This window comes from Derxia lacustris (assembly GCF_002105195.1).
In the GTDB taxonomy this organism is placed as follows: Bacteria; Pseudomonadota; Gammaproteobacteria; order Burkholderiales; family Burkholderiaceae_E; genus Derxia; species Derxia lacustris.
Window position 1 is genome coordinate 312,185 of the sequence record NZ_MUHU01000002.1, and the last position, 21,533, is coordinate 333,717.

Annotated in this window: 21 protein-coding genes, 1 tRNA gene and 1 pseudogene; 9 read left to right on the top strand and 14 right to left on the bottom strand. The window is 66.6% G+C overall.

The genetic code is table 11. The annotated features are described in order from the left end of the window. Positions 1–217: 217 nt before the first annotated feature. Positions 218–1,201, top strand: coding sequence for a Nudix family hydrolase (locus B9P64_RS03210; RefSeq protein WP_268877132.1), 984 nt, complete (start codon positions 218–220; stop codon positions 1,199–1,201). Between the two features lie 37 nt (positions 1,202–1,238). Here the strand turns inward: B9P64_RS03210 and B9P64_RS03215 are convergent, their stop codons facing one another. From B9P64_RS03215 to B9P64_RS03250, 8 genes are all read right to left on the bottom strand, one after another. Continuing rightward, positions 1,239–1,427 (bottom strand): DNA gyrase inhibitor YacG, encoded by a 189-nt coding sequence (locus B9P64_RS03215; RefSeq protein ID WP_028310510.1) that lies wholly within the window; start codon positions 1,425–1,427, stop codon positions 1,239–1,241. 13 nt (positions 1,428–1,440) lie between these two features. Then, on the bottom strand, positions 1,441–2,196 hold the full coding sequence (zapD, locus tag B9P64_RS03220; RefSeq protein ID WP_028310511.1) for a cell division protein ZapD: 756 nt from the start codon (positions 2,194–2,196) through the stop codon (positions 1,441–1,443). A gap of 123 nt (positions 2,197–2,319) precedes the next feature. Further along, positions 2,320–2,922, bottom strand: coding sequence for a dephospho-CoA kinase (gene coaE / locus B9P64_RS03225; RefSeq protein WP_028310512.1), 603 nt, complete (start codon positions 2,920–2,922; stop codon positions 2,320–2,322). A gap of 10 nt (positions 2,923–2,932) precedes the next feature. After that, the gene (locus tag B9P64_RS03230) at positions 2,933–3,793 is read right to left on the bottom strand and encodes a prepilin peptidase (protein ID WP_176256704.1); all 861 of its coding nucleotides are present in this window, start codon (positions 3,791–3,793) and stop codon (positions 2,933–2,935) included. A gap of 1 nt (position 3,794) precedes the next feature. Next, positions 3,795–5,018: a type II secretion system F family protein gene (locus B9P64_RS03235; protein WP_028310514.1), complete on the bottom strand. Its 1,224-nt coding sequence runs from the start codon at positions 5,016–5,018 to the stop codon at positions 3,795–3,797. A 24-nt stretch (positions 5,019–5,042) separates the two neighbouring features. After that, positions 5,043–6,776 (bottom strand): type IV-A pilus assembly ATPase PilB, encoded by a 1,734-nt coding sequence (gene pilB, locus B9P64_RS03240; RefSeq protein ID WP_034410462.1) that lies wholly within the window; start codon positions 6,774–6,776, stop codon positions 5,043–5,045. Between the two features lie 203 nt (positions 6,777–6,979). Continuing rightward, positions 6,980–7,056 (bottom strand) — tRNA-Pro (locus B9P64_RS03245). Positions 7,057–7,062: 6 nt separating this feature from the next. Further along, positions 7,063–8,031: a polyprenyl synthetase family protein gene (locus tag B9P64_RS03250; protein ID WP_028310516.1), complete on the bottom strand. Its 969-nt coding sequence runs from the start codon at positions 8,029–8,031 to the stop codon at positions 7,063–7,065. Positions 8,032–8,249: 218 nt separating this feature from the next. Here B9P64_RS03250 and rplU point away from each other — a divergent pair, with 218 nt between their 5' ends. From rplU to proB, 4 genes are all read left to right on the top strand, one after another. Next, positions 8,250–8,561, top strand: coding sequence for a 50S ribosomal protein L21 (rplU, locus tag B9P64_RS03255; protein ID WP_028310517.1), 312 nt, complete (start codon positions 8,250–8,252; stop codon positions 8,559–8,561). A gap of 33 nt (positions 8,562–8,594) precedes the next feature. Then, complete coding sequence (gene rpmA / locus B9P64_RS03260) at positions 8,595–8,858, top strand: 50S ribosomal protein L27 (protein ID WP_028310518.1); 264 nt, start codon at positions 8,595–8,597, stop codon at positions 8,856–8,858. 97 nt (positions 8,859–8,955) lie between these two features. After that, positions 8,956–10,074: an Obg family GTPase CgtA gene (gene cgtA / locus B9P64_RS03265; RefSeq protein ID WP_028310519.1), complete on the top strand. Its 1,119-nt coding sequence runs from the start codon at positions 8,956–8,958 to the stop codon at positions 10,072–10,074. Further along, positions 10,071–11,189 (top strand): glutamate 5-kinase, encoded by a 1,119-nt coding sequence (proB, locus tag B9P64_RS03270; protein WP_028310520.1) that lies wholly within the window; start codon positions 10,071–10,073, stop codon positions 11,187–11,189. The genes cgtA and proB overlap by 4 nt, the downstream gene beginning before the upstream one ends. A 157-nt stretch (positions 11,190–11,346) precedes the next feature. Here the strand turns inward: proB and B9P64_RS03275 are convergent. Further along, a pseudogene (locus tag B9P64_RS03275) lies at positions 11,347–11,892 on the bottom strand (RNA pyrophosphohydrolase); the annotation flags it as partial. A gap of 201 nt (positions 11,893–12,093) precedes the next feature. Between B9P64_RS03275 and B9P64_RS03280 the strand changes: the two are divergent. The 3 genes from B9P64_RS03280 (at position 12,094) to B9P64_RS03290 (ending at position 15,337) form a co-directional block, all read left to right on the top strand. After that, on the top strand, positions 12,094–13,836 hold the full coding sequence (locus B9P64_RS03280) for a proline--tRNA ligase (RefSeq protein WP_028310521.1): 1,743 nt from the start codon (positions 12,094–12,096) through the stop codon (positions 13,834–13,836). Positions 13,837–13,943: 107 nt separating this feature from the next. Continuing rightward, positions 13,944–14,618: a lytic transglycosylase domain-containing protein gene (locus B9P64_RS03285; protein WP_139826118.1), complete on the top strand. Its 675-nt coding sequence runs from the start codon at positions 13,944–13,946 to the stop codon at positions 14,616–14,618. Positions 14,619–14,788: 170 nt separating this feature from the next. Further along, a complete protein-coding gene (locus B9P64_RS03290; protein WP_235839880.1) occupies positions 14,789–15,337 on the top strand; it encodes a hypothetical protein in 549 nt (182 codons plus the stop codon). Between the two features lie 42 nt (positions 15,338–15,379). On the opposite strand, the gene B9P64_RS03295 is transcribed toward B9P64_RS03290, so the two are convergent. Both B9P64_RS03295 and ffh read right to left on the bottom strand, forming a co-directional pair. Continuing rightward, positions 15,380–15,829: an SWIB/MDM2 domain-containing protein gene (locus B9P64_RS03295; protein ID WP_028310523.1), complete on the bottom strand. Its 450-nt coding sequence runs from the start codon at positions 15,827–15,829 to the stop codon at positions 15,380–15,382. Between the two features lie 472 nt (positions 15,830–16,301). Beyond that, entirely contained in the window at positions 16,302–17,714 is a 1,413-nt protein-coding gene (gene ffh, locus B9P64_RS03300; protein ID WP_028310524.1) for a signal recognition particle protein, read from the bottom strand. A gap of 241 nt (positions 17,715–17,955) precedes the next feature. On the opposite strand from ffh, the gene B9P64_RS03305 reads away from it, so the two are divergent. Beyond that, positions 17,956–18,807 carry a PPK2 family polyphosphate kinase gene (locus tag B9P64_RS03305; RefSeq protein WP_051378026.1) on the top strand — a complete coding sequence of 284 codons (852 nt, stop codon included), beginning with the start codon at positions 17,956–17,958 and terminating at the stop codon, positions 18,805–18,807. A 118-nt stretch (positions 18,808–18,925) separates the two neighbouring features. Here the strand turns inward: B9P64_RS03305 and B9P64_RS03310 are convergent, their stop codons facing one another. From B9P64_RS03310 to B9P64_RS03320, 3 genes are read right to left on the bottom strand one after another with little or no spacing between them, the layout of a single operon-like run. Further along, positions 18,926–19,771, bottom strand: a complete 846-nt coding sequence (locus B9P64_RS03310; protein ID WP_051378030.1) for a ChbG/HpnK family deacetylase — start codon at positions 19,769–19,771, stop codon at positions 18,926–18,928. Further along, a complete protein-coding gene (locus B9P64_RS03315; RefSeq protein WP_028310525.1) occupies positions 19,768–20,166 on the bottom strand; it encodes a GtrA family protein in 399 nt (132 codons plus the stop codon). The genes B9P64_RS03310 and B9P64_RS03315 overlap by 4 nt, the downstream gene beginning before the upstream one ends. Positions 20,167–20,174: 8 nt before the next feature. Beyond that, entirely contained in the window at positions 20,175–21,227 is a 1,053-nt protein-coding gene (locus B9P64_RS03320; RefSeq protein WP_051378032.1) for a glycosyltransferase family 2 protein, read from the bottom strand. Between the last annotated feature and the right edge of the window lie 306 nt (positions 21,228–21,533).

Consider the following 21,533-nt stretch of genomic DNA (forward strand, 5'->3'; position numbering starts at 1 on the left):
TCGCGCTCAGCGGCGATGCGCTCACCGACATCCCGGCCGGGGAGGACGAGCTGTGATACGCCCCTGCAAACGCTTGCAATCTCCCGACACCGGCCCGACCGGGGATGCCGCGCCCGCCGGTGGCACGGCCTCCGCGTCGGACGTGAACCCGTCCGCCGTCGGCGCAACGCCCGAACCCTCGACCCACACGCCCGCCGCGCCGAACGCGCCGCGCCGCATCGTCGAGGTGGCTGTCGGCGTGCTGCTGCGCGAGGACGGGCGTTTCATGCTCGGCTCGCGTCCGGCCGGCAAGCCCTATTCCGGCTACTGGGAGTTCCCGGGCGGCAAGCTCGAAGCCGGCGAAAGCGTGGCCGAGGCGCTCGCGCGCGAGCTGGAGGAAGAGGTCGGCATCACGATCGACGCCCACGATCCGCATGCGGTGCGGCCGTGGTGCACGATCGAGCACGTCTATCCGCATGCGCATGTGCGGCTGCATTTCATGCGCGTGGTGTCCTGGACCGGCGAGCCGATCGGCCGCGAGAATCAGACGCTGCGCTGGGTCGCGCTGCACGAGGCGGCGCCCGCGCCGCTGCTGCCGGCCGCCCTGCCCTGCCTGCACTGGCTGGAGCTGCCGCCCGTGCTCGCGCTGACACAGGCGGGCGCACTCGGCATCGGCGGCTTCCTGTCGAAGCTCAATGCGGCGCTCGCGCGTGGCCTGCGCTTCGTCGAGCTGCGCGAGCCCGGCATGGCCGGCGACGACTTCCTGCGCCTGTTCGACGCGACGCTCGAACGCACCCGCGCGGCGGGCGCGAAGCTGGTCGTGCATTCGTCGCACGGCATGGCCTTCGCGGCACGCGCCGACGGCGTGCATCTGACGGCCGCCGACTTCGCCGCGCTCGATTCGCGGCCGGATCTGCCGCTCGTGGGTGCCTCGGTGCATTCGCGCGCCGAGATCGATCGCGCGGCGGCGCTGGGCCTCGATTACGTGGTGCTCGGCAACGTGCTCGACACGCCGAGCCATCCGGGCCGACCGGGTCTGGGCTGGGAGCGGTTCAACGCGCTCGCGCTCGACGCCGGCCTGCCGGTGTACGCGATCGGCGGGCTGGATTCGTCGATGGTCGAGCCGGCGCAGACGGCGGGCGCGCACGGCGTGGCGCTGATGCGCGGCGCCTGGACCGACGACGCGCGCTTCCCCGAGCTGGTGGCGCGGCTGGAGGGCTGAGGCGGCGAGACTGCAAGGACGTCATGCCGCGTACGCCTCAGTCGCCGCCCTTCTCGCCGGGCGAGGAGGTGTCGTCGAGTGGCGCGCCCGGGATGACGTAGCGGTCGCTGGCCCAGGCGCCGAGGTCGAGCTTCTTGCAGCGCTCGGAGCAGAACGGGCGCCAGCGCGAGGCCTCGGTCCAGGGCACGGGGCGGCCGCAGGCCGGGCATTTCACTTCGGTAGTCATGGAGTGCGGCGAATCAGAGATTGCAGAGGCCGAGTTCGAACGGCACCTGGCCCTCGTAGGGACGCGGGCGCAGATCGCCGTCCTGCTGTGAGAAGCGCACCCACAGCATGTACTTGTTGGCGCTGATCTCGGGGATCGCGCCGTACGCGGGATCGACCCGCACCTGGAGCATCTGGAAGGGTTTGCCGCTCAGGCTCTGCTGGTAACTGCCGCCCACTGCGGTGACTTCATGGCGCCGCGCCGATTCGCGCAGCAGCTTCAGCACGATGGCGAGGCAATCGCCGAGCGGCACGAAGGGCGCCATCCAGCCGGCGAGATCGGCCTGACGCTGCTCGACCGGCCTGTGCTGCCAGGCGTGATACGACGGCAGGTCGAATTCGCAGGCGCCGCCGGGGATGATGGTGCGGCTGCGGATGCTCATCAGCCATTCGTGGTCGCGCAGATGCTGACCGGTCTTGCCGGGCACCGCGTTGAGCACGCGCGCGGCGCTTTCCATGTTGCCGAGGATTACGTCGAGCGCATCGGACGACACGTCGGGCGAATTGCGGAACTGGTTGAGCGCGAGGCGCTGGCGATCGAGTTCCTGCAGCAGGTCGGACTTGAGATCGGCGCGGCTGGCGACCTCGACGATCTCGAACAGCGTGGTGAGGGCGGCGTGGTGCTCGTGGCGATCGGTCTGGGCGACGAAGAAGCGCAGTCGCTCGAACAGGTCTTCGAGCCGGAGCAGGGTCCGCACGCGCTCGTTGAACGGGTACTCGTAGAGAATCAAGGCGCGCGACCGGACGTCGGGTAGGGAAAGGGACGGACGAAAAGGTGCGGGCGATTCTGACCGACCCCCCGGCAAAACTCAATTGCGCGGCGGCGCGTCATGCGGCCGTTGCGGCAATGCGGTTCAGCCGCGCGCGAGCTTGAGATAGCGCTGGTGCAGGGTGGCGATCTCGTGCTCGAGCGCGGGATTCGGGCCGGCGTTGTCGAGCACGTCGTCGGCGACCGCGAGTCGCGCGGCGCGGGTGGCCTGGGCCGCGAGGATGGCGCGCACCTGGGCTTCGGCCAGTCCATTGCGCGCGATGACACGGCTCAGCTGCTCGTCCTCCGGGCAATCGACGACGAGGATGCGATCGATCCGGTCGCGCCAGCGTCCGCCCTCGACCAGGAGCGGGATCACGAACACGAGATAGGGATGGCGGTCGGCGATCGCGGCGGCGGCACGCTCGACCTCGGCGCCGATCATCGGATGCAGGATGGCTTCGAGCCGGGCACGTTCGGCGGGGCGCTCGAACACGCGGGCGCGCATCGCGGCGCGGTCGAGCGCGCCGTCGGCCGCGCGGGCCCAGTCGCCGAAGGCGGCGACGATGGCGGGCATCGCCGCGCCGTCGGGCCGTGTGAGCGCGTGCGCGATGAGGTCGGTATCGATCACGCCTGCACCGAGCCGCGCGAAGCAGTCGGCGGCAAAGGACTTGCCGCTGCCGATGCCGCCCGTGAGGCCGACGATCACCGCCGCACCATCAGCCGATGCGCAGCCAGGTGGCGTTGATCGCCGGGCCGAAGAACAGCGCCAGCACGCCCGCGCCGGCGAGATAGGGGCCGAAGGGAATCGGCTGCTCGCGGCCATGGCGCGCGAACACCATAAGCGATACGCCCACCACCGCGCCCACCACCGACGACAACAGGATGATCGCCGGCAGCATCTTCCAGCCGAGCCAGCCGCCGAGCGCGGCCAGCAGCTTGAAGTCGCCGTATCCCATGCCTTCCCGGCCGGTCGCAAGCCGGAACAGCCAGTAGATCGACCACAGCGAAAGATAGCCGGCGGCCGCGCCGATCACGGCCTGCTCGAGCGGCACGAAGGCGGCTTCGAGATTGACCAGCAGGCCGGCCCAGAGCAGCGGCAGCGTGATCTCGTCGGGCAGCAGTTGGGTATCGGCGTCGATGAAGGTGAGCGCGATGAGCGCCCAGCACAGGCCGATCGCCGCAATGCCCGCGAGTCCGAAACCGAATTGCCAGGCGCAGGCACCGGCCAGCAGTCCGCCGAGCAGCTCCACCACTGGATAGCGGGCGCTGATGCGTGCGCCGCAACCGGCGCAGCGGCCCTTGAGCAGCAGCCAGCCGAACAGCGGCACGTTTTCATGTGCGCGCACCGGGCGCGAGCACTTCGGGCAGGCCGAGCGCGGCACGAACAGGTTGTAGGTGCCTTGGTCAGGCAATTCCTCGCCGCGGAACTCGGCCGCGTCCGCCGTCCATTGCCGTTCGAGCATGATCGGCAGGCGATGGATGACCACATTGAGGAAGCTGCCGACCACGAGGCCGACGACGGCAGCGGCAATCGCGAAGGTAAGCGGGTCCGACACCAGCAAATCTGTCACGCCCACCTCAGACCACTGCGCCGAGCTTGAAGATCGGCATGTACATCGCCACCACGATGCCGCCGACAAGACCACCGAGAATCACGATGATGAAAGGTTCGAGCAGGCTCGACATCGACGCGACCGCGTCATCGACTTCCTGCTCGTAGAAATCGGCCACCTTGCCGAGCATCGAATCGAGCGCACCCGATTCCTCGCCGATCGACACCATCTGCGTGACCATGGTCGGAAACACGCCAGCCTCCTGCATCGAGACAGTCAGGCTTGTGCCGGTCGCCACCTGCTGCTGGATCTTCCGGGTCGCATCGGAATAGACAATGTTGCCCGACGCTCCACCTACCGAATCGAGCGCTTCCACCAGCGGCACACCGGCTGCGAACATCGTGGAAAGCGTACGAGTCCAGCGTGCGATCGTCGCCTTGCGCACGATGTCGCCAAACACCGGCGCGCGCAGCAATGCACGGTCAAATGCCTGCTGGAACTTGACCGAGCGCTTAAAGCCCTGGCCAATACCATAGAACGCCCCGCCGATGGATCCGAAAATCACCGCCCAGTATTCGCGGAACACGTCGGAGATGTTGATGACGATCTGGGTCGGCGCCGGCAATTCGGCGCCGAAACTCGAGAACACGTCCTTGAATGCCGGCACCACGAAAATCATGATGACCGCAGTAATAATGAATGCCACCGCGAGCACCGAGGTCGGATAAAACATCGCCGACTTGATCTTCGCTTTGATGGCGAGCGTCTTTTCCTTGTAGGTCGCGAGACGGTCCAGCAGCGTTTCAAGAATACCGGCCTGCTCACCCGCCGCGACCAGATTGCAGAACAGCGCGTCAAAATAGAGAGGATGCTTGCGGAACGCAGTGCTCAGGCTGCTGCCGGTTTCGACATCGGCGCGAATATCATTGAGCAGTTTCGACACCGACGGATTGGCATGCCCCTTCGCCGTGATATCGAAGGCTTGGAGCAATGGCACGCCCGAACGCATCATCGTCGACATCTGCCGGGTGAACAGCGCGATGTCCTTCTCGGTGATCTTCTTGCCACTGCGGTAGGTCTGCTTCTTGATCTTGGTCGCGAGCACGCCCTGCTTGCGCAGCGAGGAGCGCACCACGTTTTCGCCCTGCGCGCGCATTTCGCCGCGCACGGTCTTGCCCGAGCGATCCTTGCCTTCCCAGGCGAACATCGGCTCCTTGGTCTGCTTGATCGCGCGCGTGCTGGTCGCCATGGTCTGATCCGTAATGATTCCGCGTTACTCGTTGGTCACGCCGAGAACTTCCTCGATTGACGTCAGCCCCTGACGAACCTTGAGGAGACCTGACTGCCGCAAGTCGCGCACGCCTTCGGCCTGCGCCTGCCGGGCAATGTCCATCGAATTGCCATTTGCCAGAATGATTCGCTGCATTTCTTCGGTGATCGGCATGATCTGATAGATGCCGACACGCCCCTTGTAGCCCGAATTGTTGCAGTGGTCGCAACCGACCGGACGATAAGGCTGCCACGTTCCGTCGAGTTCAGATTCCTTGAAACCCGCCTGCAACAGCACAGAGGTGTCAGCTTCATATGGCTGCTTGCAAACTGAGCAAAGTCGGCGTGCAAGACGCTGGGCCGTGATAAGGATGACCGACGAAGCGATATTGAAAGGCGCGATGCCCATGTTGAGCATCCGCGTCAGCGTGCTCGGGGCATCATTTGTGTGAAGCGTCGAGAACACCATGTGACCGGTCTGGGCCGCCTTGATCGAGATATCCGCGGTTTCCAGATCGCGGATTTCACCAACCATGATGATGTCCGGATCCTGGCGCAGAAATGACTTGAGCGCGGCGGCGAAGGTCAGCCCGGCCTTCTCGTTCACATTGACCTGATTTATGCCGGCCAACTGGATTTCGGCCGGATCTTCCGCGGTCGAGATATTGACGCCGGGCTCATTCAGGATATTAAGGCAGGTGTAAAGCGAAACCGTCTTGCCCGACCCCGTGGGGCCGGTCACGAGCACCATTCCATAGGGACGACGCACTGCATTCAGCAGCAATTCCTTCTGGTCCGGTTCATAGCCCAGGGCGTCGATACCGAGTTTTGCCTGCGAAGGATCGAGAATCCGCATCACGATCTTTTCGCCAAACAATGTCGGCAAGGTTGAAACCCGGAAGTCGATTGCCTTGTTCGGGCCAAGCACGAGTTTCATCCGCCCGTCCTGCGGAACCCGCTTTTCCGAAATGTCGAGCTTGCTGATGACCTTGATGCGCGCCGCCAGCTTTTCCTTGATCACCAGGGGCGGCTGGGAAATCTCCTGCAATACGCCGTCAACACGGAAACGGATCCGGTAGAACTTTTCGTAGGGTTCGAAATGCAGGTCGGACGCACCCATGTTGATGGCATCCAGCATCACCTTCTGCAGGAAACGCACGACGGGCGCGTCGTCGATCTCGCTGTCGGCTGACTGGGCTGCCGGCTCTTCGGTGATGGCGTCATCAAGCTCGAGCGACAGATCCTGCCCGGCCATCTCGTTGAGCTTGGCCTCCGTGGACTTGGCGAGCTGCGAGATTACCCGTGTCAGCTTGTCGGCCTCGACCACCACTGGCTCGACGAGCATCTGCGTCTGAAACTTGATCTGGTCAAGCGCCTGGAGATTGGTCGGGTCGGCGACCGCGACCAGCAGTCGGTTGCCGCGCTTGCGCAATGCCAGCGCGCGCAGGGTGATCGACAGCTTGGGATCGATGGTGTCGAGTGGCAGCCCGCCAATATCGACGGCTGCCAGGTCCATCAGCGGATGACCGAAAGTGCTGGCACAGAACAACGCCACTTCATAAGGCGTGAGTGCGCGCGCTGCCAGCAGCTCGTCTATGAAGGGAGTGTTGTTGGCGGCGGCCTTCTTGAGAAGCGCCGAGGACTGCTCCGGACTCAGCTTGCCTGCCTGAACCAGTACCCGAGCGAGGCCCGGCACGACCTGAGGCATTGAGGCGTTCTGAGTTGCTGGCGCTGCCATGCGGTCGGGATATCTATGAAAGAAGTAATCGCCTGCCGCTGAACCACAGGTTCAACCGCAAAAAGCAGCAAACGATGGTGCCTAGCGCCTCAGGACTTGTAAAGCCAAACCCGAGACGAATCCCTATTCAGCTGAGGATGATCAGCTGAATCGACATTCATGAAACTTTGGATTGATTGCGCAGAACGCGCGATGAAGAAAACTGGTCGGGGTGAGTGGATTCGAACCACCGGCCTCTACGTCCCGAACGTAGCGCTCTACCAGACTAAGCTACACCCCGAATCGGCTAAGCAGTGCGCTCAACCGCGAAAGCACATAACAATATCAGGCTCTGCTTGAATTGTGAAGAGGGAAGTTGCTCAATGCACTTCGCTGCAACACCTGCCTCGGCTCGCGCGCGCTGTCGCGTGTACTCCAGCGCGCCCGTAGAACGCAGCGCCTCGGTAATCGCGCCAATGCATTCGACATCGCCATTCACGATTGCCTGCCTCACCAACTCGCGCTGCTCTGGCGCGCCGTGATCTCGCAAATAGATCATCGGCATCGTGGGCTTGCCTTCGCGCAGGTCGTCGCCGAGGTTTTTGCCGATTTCGGCTGCATCCCCCGAGTAATCCAGTACATCATCAATGAGCTGGAAAGCAGTGCCGAGATGGCGCCCGAACGCCGCGCAATCGAGTTCAAGCCGGGAATCCGTACCCGCGAGAATGGCGGCAATCCGCGCCGATGCCTCGAACAGGCATGCCGTCTTGTACTGGACTACGCGCATGTACTGCGACTCTTCCACGTCGGGATCGTTGCAGTTCATGAGTTGCAGGACTTCGCCCTCGGCGATCGTATTGGTTGCATCCGCCAGGACACGCATGATCTGCATGTCGTCCGGCTCCAGCATCATCTGGAACGAGCGCGAATACAGGAAGTCGCCCACTAGCACGCTGGCGGCGTTGCCGAATGCGGCATTCGCCGTCTTACGCCCGCGACGCATCGACGATTCGTCTACCACGTCGTCATGTAGCAGCGTGGAGGTATGAATGAGCTCGACCACCGCTGCCATCACGTGATGCTGGGTGCCCCGGTAGCCGAGCGCACCGGCCATCATCAGAAGCAGGGCGGGACGCAGCCGCTTACCGCCCGACGACACGATGTACTCGGCAACCGTCTCGACGAGGGCAACGCCGGAATGCAGGCGATCGCGGATGACGCGATCGACCGCACGCATGTCTTCGGAGATGGGCGAGAGGATGTCGTGGACGCTCAAGGAAGTGACTGCGCTGTTGACGGGTTGCAGACCGGGAACGGGCTGAGGCTCTTGATTCATAAGGGGTTTGTTTTGACAGGCCTGCACGTGCCGGCTAGTATAGCCAGTTCCCGAAAGCGGTCCCTCGACTGCTTTCAACGCTCGGCGGCTTCGCGCGAAGCTGCCAATCGAGATGACTCCTGGTGGAGTCATCAGTTCTTTATTGGAACGAGGTCCAGATGTACGCGGTCATAAAAACCGGCGGCAAGCAGTACAAGGTCGTTGCCGGCGAGAAGATCAAGGTAGAACAGATTGCTGCGGACGTGGGCTCGGAAATCACCATCAGCGAAGTGCTCGCTGTGGGCGCTGGCGAACAGATCAAGTTCGGCGCGCCGCTGGTGACCGGTGCCAGCGTCAAGGCGACCGTGGTTAGCCACGGCCGTCACGACAAGGTTCGCATCTTCAAGATGCGTCGCCGCAAGCATTATCAGAAGCGCCAAGGTCATCGGCAGAACTACACCGAGCTTCAGATTTCGGCCATCGAGGCCTGATCGCTGCCGGTCTGATCCACAGGAGTCAATCTCATGGCACACAAAAAGGGCGGCGGCTCTACCCGCAACGGTCGCGATTCAGAATCGAAGCGCCTAGGCGTGAAGGCCTACGGCGGCGAACTCATCAGCGCCGGTTCGATCATCGTCCGCCAGCGCGGCACGCAGTTCCATGCCGGTGAAAACGTCGGCACGGGGAAGGACTACACGCTGTTCGCCAAGGTGGACGGCACGGTCGAGTTCCTGGTCAAGGGTCCGGCGCGCAAGTCGTTCGTGCGCATCGTTCCGGTCGAGGCCTGAGCTTCGCACCACGACGTTTCCGCAAGCCGGAAATACGAAGGGCCACGCTGGGCGTGGCCCTTTTCATTGCTGCGGGTGAATCCGTCGGGAGTCGAGCATGAAGTTTGTTGATGAAGCGCGTATCGAAGTGCACGCCGGCAAGGGCGGCAACGGATCGGCGTCGATGCGGCGCGAGAAGTTCGTGCCCTTTGGCGGGCCGGATGGCGGCGACGGCGGCCGGGGCGGCAGCATCATTGCGGTGGCCGACCGCAACATCAACACGCTGATCGACTTCCGCTACACGCGCATGTTCCGCGCGCGCAATGGCGAGAACGGTCGCGGCGCCGACTGCTACGGCAAGGGCGCCGACGACATCATCCTGCGCATGCCGGTCGGCACGATCGTGACCGACCAGGCGACCGGCGAAACCCTCGCCGATCTGACGCACCACGAGCAGCGTGTCGTCCTCGCCAAGGGTGGCGACGGCGGTCTCGGCAACCTGCACTTCAAGACCAGCACGAACCGCGCGCCGCGCCAGTTCACGCATGGCAAGGAAGGCGAGACGCGCGAGCTGAAGCTCGAACTCAAGGTGCTGGCCGACGTGGGCCTGCTCGGCATGCCGAATGCCGGCAAGAGCACCTTCATCACCGCGGTGAGCAATGCGCGCCCGCGCGTGGCCGACTATCCGTTCACGACGCTGCATCCGAGCCTGGGTGTGGTGCGCGTGGCGGCCGAGCAGAGCTTCGTGATTGCCGACATTCCCGGCTTGATCGAGGGCGCGGCGGAAGGCGCGGGGCTCGGGCACCAGTTCCTGCGCCATCTCCAGCGCACGCGGCTGCTGTTGCACATCGTCGATCTGGCGCCGTTCGATGCCGAGATCGATCCGGTCAGGGAAGCGAAGGCGATCGTCGGCGAACTCGAAAAGTACGACGCCGAGCTGGCCGCCAAGCCGCGCTGGCTGGTGCTCAACAAGCTCGACATGATTGCCGAGGCCGACCGCGCCAAGCGCGTGCGCGACTTCGTCAAGCGCTACAAGTGGAAGGGGCCGGTGTATTCCATCTCCGGCCTGACGCACGAGGGCTGCGCCGATCTCTGCCGCGACATCTGGCAGGACCTGCAACGCCAGCACGCCGCCGAACTCGCGCGGCTGCATCCCGAAGAATTCGATACCGACGTGCGCTTCAAGGCCGACCGGACCAACGTCGGCGACGCATCAACCCAGCAGGACAGCGAATGACATCCGTGGTCGCAGAGAGCCGCCGGCTCGTCGTGAAGGTCGGTTCAAGCCTGGTCACCAACGACGGTCGCGGTCTCGACCATGCGGCCATCGAAAGCTGGGTCACGCAGATCGCGGCGCTCGCGGCGCGCGGCAAGGAAGTGGTGCTGGTGAGTTCGGGCGCGATCGCCGAGGGCATGCAGCGTCTCGGCTGGACCGAGCGCCCGAAGGAAGTGGACAAGCTCCAGGCCGCCGCCGCCGTCGGCCAGATGGGTCTGGCGCAGGTATACGAGTCGCGCTTCTCGGCGCACGGACTGCGTTCGGCACAGGTGCTGCTCACGCATGCCGACCTGAGCGACCGCACGCGCTACCTCAATGCGCGCGCCACGCTCCAGATGCTGCTCGGGCTGGGCGTCGTGCCGATCATCAACGAGAACGACACGGTCGTGACCGACGAGATCAAGTTCGGCGACAACGACACCCTGGGCGCGCTCGTCACCAACCTGCTCGAAGCCGATGCGCTGATCATCCTCACCGACCAGCGCGGCCTGTACAGCGCCGATCCGCGCCGCAATCCCGATGCGCGCTTCATCGACGAGGCCGAAGCCGGCAATCCGGAGCTGGAGCAGATGGCGGGCGGCGCCGGCAGCTCGATCGGCAAGGGCGGGATGATCACCAAGATTCTCGCCGCCAAGCGCGCCGCGCATTCGGGTGCGCATACCGTCATCGCTTCGGGCCGCGAAACCGGTGTGCTCGTGCGGCTGGCCGAGGGCGAGGCGATCGGCACGGCGCTGATTGCCCAGACCACGCCGATGTCGGCGCGCAAGCAATGGCTGGCTGATCACCTGCAACTGAGCGGCCGACTCCGGCTCGACGCCGGCGCGGTGCGCGCGCTGGTGGAGGAAGGCAAGTCGCTGCTGCCGATCGGCGTGACGGAAGTGATCGGCGATTTCGTGCGCGGCGAGGCGGTCGCCTGCATCGACGCGGAAGGCGTGGAAGTGGCGCGCGGGCTGGTCAATTACTCCAGCGGCGAGGCAAGGCTGATCGCGCGCCGGCCGTCGAGCGAGATCGAGACAATCCTCGGCTTCGTCGAGGATCCCGAGCTGATCCACCGCAGCAATCTCGTGCTCGCATAGGCTGCGAGTACGCACTCGCCACAGGCCGAATCCGCAACGCAAGCGGCAGACCGAAGGCCGCCGTCTTGCCTCATCCGCCCTGCCCGCCCGGCGGCGCGACCTGCGCCTCGGGTGCCACGTTGCCGAACAGATCGGGGGCCTCATCCATCGGCTTGACCACCTGCCTCAGATAGCGCGCCTCGCGCGGACGCGGCTTGACCGCATGGGTCTGCGGCACCTGGAGCTGCGGCCCCTTGAACAGATGGCGCGCCAACTCGTTGAGCGCAAGCGAATACACCTCGCGCTTGAACTCGATGACCGCCTCCAGCGGCACCCAGTAGTCATGCCAGCGCCAGGCATCGAACTCCGGATGATCGGTGGCGCGCAGCGACACATCGCAATCGCGCCCCAGCATTCGCAACATGAACCAGATCTGCTTCTGGCCCCGGTAATGACCGCGCACTTCGCGCTTGATGAAACGGTCGGGCACCTCGTAGCGCAACCAGTCACGGGTCCGGCCGATGATCTTGACGTGTTCGGGCGTGAGGCCGATTTCCTCGTGCAGCTCGCGGAACATCGCCTGCTCGGGCGATTCTCCGTACTTGATGCCGCCTTGCGGAAATTGCCATGAGTGCTCGTTGACGCGCTTACCCCACCAGACCTGGTTCTTCCGGTTCACCAAGATGATGCCGACGTTCGGGCGGAACCCTTCCCGGTCGAGCATTTGGACACCTGCATTCCTTTAGAATTGAATCGATTATAGCGAGCTGCCTCCGGCGCTCGCTTTGCCGTGCAAGGTCTTGATTCCACGCACTTTTCGGCGGTTCGCACCGGCATCGGCGCGCTACCGTCCAACATACGCGCATGACATCCGCAGGCTTGCAACGAGCCTGTTTCAATGTCCCGAGCCGCTCCCCGCCCGCCCATGAAAGCCAGTCAGTTCTTCATTTCCACGCAAAAAGAAGCGCCCGCCGACGCCGACATCATTTCGCAGAAGCTCATGCTTCGCGCCGGCATGATCAAGAAGCTCGCCGCCGGCATCTACAACTACATGCCGATGGGCCTGCGCTCGATCCGCAAGGTCGAGGCCATCATCCGCGAGGAAATGAATGCCGCCGGCGCGACAGAGCTGCTGATGCCGGTCATCCAGCCGGCCGAGCTGTGGCAGGAGTCGGGCCGCTGGGACAAGTACGGTCCCGAGCTAATGCGCATCAAGGATCGCCACGACCGCGACTTCATCGTGCAGCCCACCTCGGAAGAGGTCATCACCGACATCGCGCGCCAGGAGCTGCGCAGCTACCGCCAGCTGCCGCAGAACTGGTACCACATCCAGACCAAGTTCCGTGACGAGCGCCGTCCGCGCTTCGGCGTGATGCGCGGCCGCGAATTCACGATGAAGGACGCCTACAGCTTCGACCGCAACACCGAGGGTGCGCTCAAGACCTACGACGCGATGTTCGCGGCCTATCTGCGCATCTTTGGCCGGCTCGGCCTGCAATTCCGCGCGGTCGCGGCCGATACGGGCTCGATCGGCGGCGACCGTTCGCACGAGTTCCAGGTGATCGCCGACGCGGGCGAGGATCTGCTCGTCTACAACCCCGAGACCGACTACGCCGCCAACATCGAGCTGGCCGAGGCCCTGCCGCTGTCGGCCGAGCGCGCCGCGCCCGCCGAGGAACTCACCCTCACGCTCACGCCCGGCACCGGTCGCTGCTCGGAGCTGGCCGACTACCTCAAGCTGCCGCTGTCGCGCACGATCAAGTCGCTCATCTTCGCGACCGAGGCGGAAGGCAAGCTCACCGGCATCTGGCTGCTGATGCTGCGCGGCGACCATGAACTCAACGAGATCAAGGCCGGCAAGCTGCCCGGCTTCGGCGACGGTTTCCGCATGGCGACCGAGGCCGAGATCATCGACCACTTCGGCTGCAAACCCGGCTTCCTGGGCCCGATCAAGACCGTCAAGCCGGTGCATGTGATCGCCGACCGCACCGTCGCCAACATGAGCGACTTCGTCGTCGGCGCGAACCAGGAGGACTATCACTACACCGGCGTGAACTGGGGCCGCGATCTGCCCGAGCCCGAACTCGTGGCCGACCTGCGCAACATCGTCGCGGGCGATCCGGCGCCGGACGGCAAGGGCGTGGTGGCGATCCAGCGCGGCATCGAGGTGGGTCATGTGTTCTACCTCGGCACCAAGTACTCGAAGGCACTCGACGCCACCTTCCTCGACGAGGACGGCAAGCCCAAGCATTTCGAGATGGGCTGCTATGGCATCGGCGTGACCCGCCTGCTCGGCGCCGCGATCGAACAGAACCATGACGCCAAGGGCATCGTCTGGCCGACCGCGATGGCGCCGTTCGAAGTGGTGGTGTGCCCGATCGGCGCCGACCGCAGCGAGGCCGTGCGCGAAGCCGCCTTCCGGCTGCATGACGAACTGGCCGCCGCCGGCATCGACGTGATCATCGACGACCGCGGCGAGCGCCCGGGCGTGATGTTTGCCGACTGGGAACTGATCGGCGTGCCCTACCGCGTCACGCTCGGCGACCGCGGCCTGAAGGAAGGCATGGTCGAGTTCCAGCACCGTCGCGACGAGGCCGCGACCAAGGTTGCGCTGGCCGGCATCGCCGCCACCGTCATCGGCCGCGTCAGGGCCGATCTGGCGGCCTGAGGCGGCGGGGCATGAGCGCACGCAACCCGTTGCGGAGAGCGGGCCTGCGCGGCCCCCTCGCCGCCATCGGCGCCGGCAAGCGGGTCGCCGCGTGCGAAGCCGTTCGCATGCGCCGATGCCTTGCTGCCCTGGGCCTGATCGCGCTGGCCGGCCACGCCCACGCCGGCGCGCAGAAGGAAGAACAGCTCGCCGACTCGGTGCGCAGCGCGCTGCACGCGAGCATCGCCGACAGCGCGCCGCCCGAGCCGCTGTTCACCCGCTTCGAGGACCGGCTCGACTATCTCGTGTGGCTCGGCGAGATGGGCAACCGGCTCGCGCGCAAGTCGCCCGACTTCACCTTCCGTCAGGAGCTGCTGAGATCGGTCTGGTACGAGTCGAAGCGCGCCGGGCTGGAGCCTTCGCTCGTGCTCGGGCTGATGGAAGTGGAATCGGGCTTCCGCAAGCACGCGATCTCGTCGGTGGGCGCGCGCGGCTACATGCAGGTGATGCCGTTCTGGTCGCGCCAGATCGGCAGCGGCGATCCGCGCGAGCTGTTCGACATGCGCGTCAACCTGCGCTACGGCTGCACCATCCTGCGCCACTACCTCGACCGCGAGGGCGGCGACCTGTTCCTGGCACTGGGCCGCTACAACGGCAGCCGGGGGCGCAGCGAGTATCCCGACGCGGTCATGGGCGCCGCGCGCCGCTGGGTGTTCAAGCCCTCGCCGGCGCGCACGCAATCGGTCGATGGCGCCACGCCGCCGGCCCTGCCCGGCAGCGCGGCCACGCGCCGCGCCGGCTGAACGCACGGGCCTCAAAGCAGGCACCGCACGCTGCCTTGCCGAACCAGCGGCGCGACCGGCGCAAGCTCGTCGTGCCCCTGTCGCCCGCCGGCATGCTGGAGTCAGTCCGAGTAACCACGCTTGAGCGCACCGGACACGCCGGCTAGGTTCGCTTCCAGGGAGGATGAACGATGGCCGCCAACGCCCAAGCCACCAACCACACCGAAGCCACCGACTGGGTCCTGCTCGACGGCGCGCCCGATGCCGCCGAACGCGGCCTGCCGCGCAGCCTCGACGAGATCGAACTCATCACCGAGCGCTGCCGACGCATGGTCACGCGGCGCGCCCTCGTGTCGAGCGCGGCGGCGATCGTGCCGCTGCCCGGCCTCGACGTGCTGGTGGACATCTCGATGCTCATGAAGCTGTTCGACGAGATCAACGCCGAGTTCGGGCTGTCGGCCGAGCAGGTTGAGCGGCTCGCGCCGCACCGGCGTGTCGTGGCCTATCAGATCGCGCTCGCGGCGGGCAGCGCCGTCGTCGGCAAGGTGGTCACGCGGGAACTGGTGGTGGCCGTGCTGAAGCGCCTAGGCGTGCAGATCACGGTGAAGCAGGCGGCGCGCTATGTGCCCGTTGCGGGCCAGGCCGTGTTGGCCGCGATCTCGTTCGCGGCGCTGCGGCAGGTGGGGCGGGCCCACATCCGCGATTGCGCCCGGGTCGCCGGGCAGATGATTGCCGGCTGACCCGCGCGCTACGGCCCGAGCGGGCCGCAGTGACTCAGACCCTCAGGTCAGGTTCGCCGAGACGAACTTGGCGAGGTCGAACATCGAGGCCGAATCGGCACCCGCGAACAGCGCCTTCAGCTTGGCATCGGCGTTGATGTTGCGACGGTTGGTCGCATCCTGCAGGTTGTGCTTCTTGATGTAGTCCCAGATCTTCTTGGTGGCGATCGGGCGGGCGATGGGCTTGTCGCCGACGATGGCGGCCAGGATGGCGCTCGGAGTCAGTTCCTTCATGAGCGCGGGATTGGGCGCGCGCTTGGCCGGGGCCTTCTTGGCGGCCGGAGCCTTCTTGGCGGCAGCGGCCTTCTTGGCGGGCGCGGCGGCCTTCTTGGCCGGGGCAGCAGCCTTGGGCGCGGGCGCCGGAGCGGCGGCGGCCTTCTTGACGGGCGCCGGGGCGGGGGCGGCTTTCTTCGCGACGGCCTTCTTGGCCGGGGCCTTCTTGGCAGTTGCCATGGTCTATCTCCTGGGGGCGCGAAAGGCGCCGTCGTTCGTGACCGAGCGAGAATCGAACACGCCTTTTTGGGTGTCAAGCCGATTCAATGAAAATGAATGCTCTGTCACGCACTTTCCCTAGGGACGAGCGGCAGAAATTCGCGGCAAGCGGCAACCCCGCGCAAGGGCTCGAAACACTGCCGAAACTGCATCTTGTGTCGCTCATCAATGGCGACACTACCTGTAGCGCTTCAAGACGGCAATTCTTTCCGCAGCGCATCAAGAAACGGTAACGCGCGTGCACCGTGGCTTCCTGGGGCGCCGCGCGGACGGGCGGAATCCCTCGCGGACCGACGGCAAGCCTGTTGCCCGCGACAAACACCCAGGCGGACACCTCCTGGCGCACCAGCCACACGCAATCCGCGCGCAAACAAGAAGGCCGCCCCGAAGAGCGGCCCCTGGAAAGCCGTTTAAGAAAGTGATGCGCCGGCGCTCAGCGCCCCCCGAAGGGATTCTTGCCGCCGAAGGGACCGCCACCACCCATCATTCCCTTCATGCTGCGCATGAGCTTGCCGATGCCGCCCTTCTGCATCTTCTTCATCATGGTCTGCATCTGATCGAACTGGTTCAGCAGCCGATTGACCTCCTGCACCGGCACGCCGGCGCCGGCCGCGATGCGGCGCTTGCGGCCCGCCTTGATGAGATCGGGCTTAGCGCGCTCGGCCGGCGTCATCGAGTTGATGATCCCTTCCATGCGCGCGATCTGCTTCTCGGCCTGGCCCATGTCGGCCTGACCGGCCGCGGCCTGGAACTGCGCCGGCAGCTTGTCCATCAAGCTGCCGAGGCCGCCCATCTTCTTCATCTGGCTGATCTGCGCCTTGAAGTCTTCGAGGTCGAAGCCGCCGCCCTTGCGCAGCTTCTCGGCCACCTTCTGCGCCTCGGCCATGTCGATGCCCTTCTGGGCTTCCTCGACGAGGGCAAGGATGTCGCCCATGCCGAGAATGCGCTGGGCCATGCGGTCGGGATGAAAGGCTTCGAGGCCGTCGAGCTTCTCGCCCACGCCCGCGAACTTGATCGGCTTGCCGGTGATGTGGCGCACCGACAGCGCCGCCCCGCCGCGCGAATCGCCGTCGAGCTTGGTGAGGATTACGCCCGTGAGCGGCAGCGCGTCGTTGAAGGCCTTGGCGGTGTTGACCGCGTCCTGGCCCGTCATCGCGTCGACGACGAACAGCGTCTCGATCGGATTGATCGCGGCGTGCAGCGCCTTGATCTCGTTCATCATCGCCTCGTCGATGCCGAGGCGGCCGGCCGTGTCGACGATGAGCACGTCGTGGTAGTGGCGCTTCGCCCAGTCGATCGCTGCGAGGCCGATGTCGACCGGCTTCTGGTCGCCGGTCGAGGGGAAGAAATCGGCGCCGACCTGCCCCGCCACCGTCTCAAGCTGCTTGATCGCCGCCGGGCGGTACACGTCGGCCGACACCACCAGCACCTTTTTCTTCTTCTGCTCCTTCAGCCACTTGGCGAGCTTGCCGACGGTGGTGGTCTTGCCCGCGCCCTGCAGGCCGGCCATGAGGATGATCGCGGGCGGCTGGGTGGCGAAATTCAGCTCCGCGTCCTTGCGGAAGGCTTCCGGATCGGCGCTGCCGCCGATGATGGCCGTCAGCTCGCGCTGCACCACGCCCACCAGCGCCTGGCCCGGCGACAGCGAGGTGATCACCTCTTCGCCGAGCGCCTTCTCCTTCACGCGCGCGATGAACTCGCGCACCACGGGCAGCGCCACGTCGGCCTCCAGCAGCGCGAGGCGCACCTCGCGCAGCATCTCGGCGGAATTAGCTTCGGTGATGCGGGCTTCGCCGCGCATGGTCTTGACGACCTTGGCGAGGCGTTGGGACAGGTTGTCGAACATGGATCGGGCCTGGAAGGGCGCGCGCCCCGGCGGGGCGATGCTGCGCGGAATGAGGATGGCGGCCGGCAGGCCGGCCTGTCGGCGCCACCGCGTCGCGCGCCCCGCGCGGCCGACTGGCGACGAAGCGCGCGGCAGCGGAGGCATCGCCCGGCGGCCCCGGACGTTACGCGCGGATTCTACGCGGCGCCCCGGTGCCCTCCGAGGCGCAGAATCTGCCGCTGATGCCACGCACGGATCGCCCATGACCACCAAGACCAAGACGCCGCGCCCGCCCTTCGGCCAGGGCAAGTCTCCGCTCAAGCCCTGGATCGCCGATGGCGACTTCCGCCTGCGCAACTTCGACCCGGCCGACCGCAGCCTGCGCGGCGCCGACAAGGCCGCCGGCCTGGCTAAGCTCGATGCGCTCAGCGGACGCCTCGACGCGCTCCAGAACCTGCTCTACGCCGGCCAGAAGCACCGCCTGCTCGTGCTGCTGCAAGGCATGGACACGAGCGGCAAGGACGGCACGATCCGCCATGTGTTCGCGCATGTGGACCCGCTCGGCGTGCGCGCCGTGCCCTTCAAGGCGCCGACGCCGCCCGAGGCCGCGCGCGACTTCCTGTGGCGCGTGCATGCCCAGGTGCCGGGCGGCGGCGAGACGGTGATCTTCAACCGCAGCCATTACGAGGACGTGCTGGTACCGGCGGTATACGGCCGGATCGACACGGCCGAGGTCGAGCGCCGGCTCGCGCACATCCGCGACTTCGAGCGGATGCTGGTCGAGACCGGCACCACGCTGGTGAAGTGCTTCCTGCACATCTCGAAGGACGAACAGAAGGCCCGCCTGCGCGACCGCCTCGACACGCCCGAGAAGCGCTGGAAGTTCGATCCGCACGACCTCGTGGACCGCGAGCGCTGGGACGACTACCAGGCCGCCTACGAACGCGCGATCGAGGCCACGACCACGCCCTGGGCGCCATGGCTCATCGTGCCGGCCGACTCCAAGACGAACCGCAACGTGATGGTGGCCACCGCCATCGTCGAGGCGCTGGAATCGCTCGACCTCCAGGTGCCGGTGAATCCGGCGGTGAAGAAGGGCATGAAGTTCGATTGAGGACGCGGCGGCGTTCGGATCGGCGCCGGGCCGGCAGGACGCCGGTCGCCCGTGCCGGCGAGCCGCCCTCGGTCACGCACGGTCGCTCCGGTCGCGCTCGGCCCCGCCCCGGTCGCGCTCAGCCGCCGAAGGGCACGAGCCTCGCGCCGGCGTCGGCCAGATCGGCGGCGAAGTCATCCGAGGCGAGATAGGCGTGTTCGCGCAGGCGGGCGGCGGCGATCGGGTCGGCGACCGACGCCAGCGCGGCGGCAGTCCCGGAAGCCGACAGCGCGCCCGCGGACGGCATGCCGCCCGCGCCGGTGGCCGGCGCCCCGGCCATGCCCGGATGGCACATCACCAGCCCGCCGTCACCGCAGCGCGCGAGCCAGCGCCGCATCAGCGCGCGATAGGGCTCGCGCTCGTCGAAGGCATACACGCCGTCGAAGTCGGCATTCATGCGCAGGCCGGCGCGGCGCGCCATGCGGCCGAGCGCGGCGGCGCCCAGACCCGCGATGACCGCCGCCTTCGCGCCGCGCCAGCCGGCCGGCCGGGTCGAGCGCAGCGCCGGCTTCCAGCCGCGCTCGGCCAGCGCGGCGAGCAGCGCCTCGCGCACGATCGGCAGCTGGTGCACATGCTGGTGGCCGTCGATGTAGTCGGGCGTGCAACCGATCGCGGCGGCACAGGCGTCGAGCTGGCGCGCGATGTCGGCGGCGATGGCGCGGCGGTCGAGTCGGCCGGTGTAGCTGCGCGCGATGACATCGCCGAGCGACCAGGCCAGCGCCCCCGGCAGCGCGTCGGTGAAGTTGAGATGCAGCCCGAGCGACAGGCCGCTCGCGCGCAGCCGCGGCAGCCAGCGCGCGAGCGCCGGGCCGTCGGTCATGACGCTCGTGGCGCTCAGGCGACCGCGCGCGGCCAGATCGACGATGGCGGCGCAGGCGGCATCGGTATAGCCGAAGTCGTCGGCGCAGAGGACGAGGGACTTCAACGCGCGAACACCCACAGCCGCGACAGCGCGAAGGTGAGCGCCGCGACCGCGCCCAGCACCAGGAACAGCGCGAGCTGGTACGACAGCGCGGTGAAGCGCAGCAGCGCCCAGAACATGCCCTCGTTCAGCACGAAGCCCGTCAGCGCCACCGCCAGGAATTGCGGCGCCGCGCGGCCGTGCGACTTGGTCGAGCCGAAGGTGAAATTGCGGTGGCCGAAATAGCTCACGCCCACCGCGACCAGGAAGCCGCCCAAATTGCAGGCCAGCTTGACCGCGTCGCCCGGCTCGTCGCCGCCGCCCGCGCGCAGCGCCTCGACCAGCGCGATCACCACGGCCATGTGGGTCGCGGCCGCGCCGCCGCCCACCATCACGAAACGGAAGACCTGCTCGAACATCGCGCGGCTCATCCGCGCGCGCCGATGCCGTTGGGCTCGAAGCCGGCGTGATGCGGCCGGCCGGCGAGCGGGCTGCAATCGACGCGGCGGCCGACGATGTAGGTCGGGCGGCGCTTGACCTCGGTGTAAACGCGGCCGAGGTACTCGCCGATGATGCCGATGGAAAACATCTGCACGCCGGCGAAGAACATGATCGATGCCGCCACCGTCGCGAAGCCCGGAATGGCCTCGCCCCAGCACACGCGCTCGAACACGATCCACAGGCCGTACAGCGCGGCCAGCACCGAGATGAAGGCGCCGGCCATGCGCACCGCCTTGAGCGGCAGGTCGGTGAAGGCGACGAGGCCGGTCATCGCGAGCCGGCGCAGCGCCTTGAAGTTGAAGCTGGACACGCCGCTCTCGCGCTCGCGCACCTCAAACTCGATCGATTCGCTCCTGAAGCCGACCCAGGCATAGAGGCCCTTCATGAAACGGTTGCGCTCGGGCAGCTGGAGGATAGCGTCGGCGACGCGGCGGTCCATGAGGCGGAAGTCGCCCGCGTCGGGCGGGATCGGCACGGCCGAGCCGCGCGACATCAGCGCGTAGAAGGCCTTGGTGCCGGCGCGCTTGGCCCAGTGCTCGTCGTCACGGTCGGTGCGCACGCCGTAGATCATGTCCACGCCGGCCTTCCAGCGCTCGATCATCGGGCCGATCGTGCCGAAGGGATGCTGGAAGTCGGAGTCGATGATGAGCACGCAGTCGCCGCGCGCGCCTTCGAGGCCCGCGGTGAGCGCGGCTTCCTTGCCGAAGTTGCGCGACAGGTCGAGCAGGCAGACGCCGTACTGGCCGGCGACGCGCTCGATCTCGGCGGCGGTGGCGTCGCGGCTGCCGTCGTTGATCGCGATGATCTCGACCTCGTCGGCGAGCGGCCGCACGGCGGCGTGCAGCTCGGCGATGAAGCGCGCGATGTGGCTGACCTCGTTATAGGCCGGGACGATGCAGCTGAGGGTGAAACGCGAGGGCCGGATGCCGGACGCGGTGGTCGCGGGCGTGGCCGCGGACGGGAAAGCAGGTGAATTCATCGCGGCGGGCGCAGTACGGAATCGCAGGGCGAAAGTGGCGGCGATTCTAGCCGTGCGCCTGCGCCGTCAGTCGGATGCCGGCCCTGACGGAAACCCGTGTCCGGGCAAAGCCCGAAACATTGCGTTTCGGGAGCCGGCCGGGCGGGGCGCGCCGTGACAGCCGGTCGCAATCCGCATCGGCGGCGCGACGGACGGTGTGCGCCGCGACGCGAGCCTTCGGGCAGCATTCGGCCCCGTGCCGCGAGACGAATTTATCCGACCGCGACGCCGAAGGCCGATAGCTCCGATTCCGGACGCAACGGCCGT